The sequence below is a fragment of the Acinetobacter sp. YH12097 genome, assembly GCF_013419225.1.
Classification (GTDB): Bacteria; Pseudomonadota; Gammaproteobacteria; order Pseudomonadales; family Moraxellaceae; genus Acinetobacter; species Acinetobacter amyesii.
In genome coordinates this window covers 1-1411 of record NZ_VPAN01000095.1, presented here as the reverse complement: position 1 = coordinate 1411, position 1411 = coordinate 1, and the positions used below count along the sequence as shown (strand labels likewise).

The following is a 1411-nucleotide window of genomic DNA, read 5'->3' as shown; positions in this document are numbered from 1 at the left end:
TGTTATTCACCAATTAAAATGTCTATGCGATAAACCATTTAAAATGTCCTGTTTTTAACTACAAGAGTCAAGCACAGGATTTAAATTTCTTTGTTCAATAACAACTTTCTGAGCTTTACGACTCGGCATACTTTTCTTGAGACGGGAACGTTTATTCTGTTTCTCCAATTCCTCATGTTGCTGCTGGATATGGGCCAGGACCGAACCTAATCTTTTATTCTCAACCACTTCATTCTGCTGTAGTCCAGCCAGTTTATTGAAGACGCTATAGTTGATCTTCCGTCCTTCATGCATAATTGCCACAGTACCATCCGGGTACTCCAGAAATGAAATGTATTGCCCAACAAGCTTATGATTCAGCTCTGTCGGTTCAAGCATATAAATACACTTGTCATAGGTCAGGGTCAGATTCTTGGTGACCTTACGCGGTTCCTGCCAGGTAAAAATATCATCCAGTTCAAGATCAGATTCGGTTAATGGCCGATGCAGGTTCTTTGAGTTTCGCGCACATTTGGCGAACTTCTGATTGAACTGCTCAATAAAGCAGGGTAACCATATATTGGCCTCTGCAATCGAACCGATGCCTTCCAGGCGCATCTCTTTGATCAGACGGTCCTGAAGGGTTCTGTTGGCACGTTCCACACGACCTTTGGCTTGGGGTGAGTTGGCAAAGATAATATCGATGTTCAAATTATTCAGAATCCGCCCAAATTGCGTAATCTGGCTGTCTTGCCTGGATTTCTGATTAACTCTGAATACCGAATGCTTGTCACTATAAAAGGCTAGAGGTTTGCCGTATTGTTCAATGTAGGCTCGGGTTGAAAGCATGTAGTCAAAGGTCGTTTCAGCCTCACAAAAGCGCAGATGCAACAGCTTTCCAGTGGCATCATCGATATAAACCAACAAGCAGCATTTTGCAGCTCGACCTTCAAACCAGTCATGATATGAGCCATCAATTTGGATCAGTTCACCGAAGCAATCCCGGTTATAACGTGGCTGATATGGACGCTTCAGGCGCTTGGATCGCGGAATCCACAGGTCATTGGCCGTCATCCAGCGCCGAAGCGTTTCTACCGGGATATTCAGGTCAAACATGCTGCTGAGCTTCTCATGCGCCAAGGTGGGTCCAAAGCCCAGTAAATGTTCAGCAATAATGGAAAGGCACTTTGATTTTAACAAGTCATCATGGCGACGATGGCCAGGTTGACCACGACTGGCATGTGCCATACCTGAGACACCATCTTGATTGAGCTTCTGCAATAACCGGGTAATTTGACGGGTGGAAAGATTTAGGATTTCAGCAGCACGGACCTGGGTAATACGATGATCTCGAACGTCTTGCAGAACTGCAAGCCGTTGAATTTCTTTGTCAGACATAGTGATCAGCATCTATATTTATATCCAGTCCATG

Annotated in this window: 1 protein-coding gene; it reads right to left on the bottom strand. The window is 44.6% G+C overall.

Going from position 1 to position 1411, the window contains the following annotated elements; genetic code table 11:
• Positions 1–54: 54 nt before the first annotated feature.
• Positions 55–1389: an ISNCY family transposase gene (locus FTU37_RS16535; RefSeq protein ID WP_104488254.1), complete on the bottom strand. Its 1335-nt coding sequence runs from the start codon at positions 1387–1389 to the stop codon at positions 55–57.
• Positions 1390–1411 lie beyond the last annotated feature (22 nt).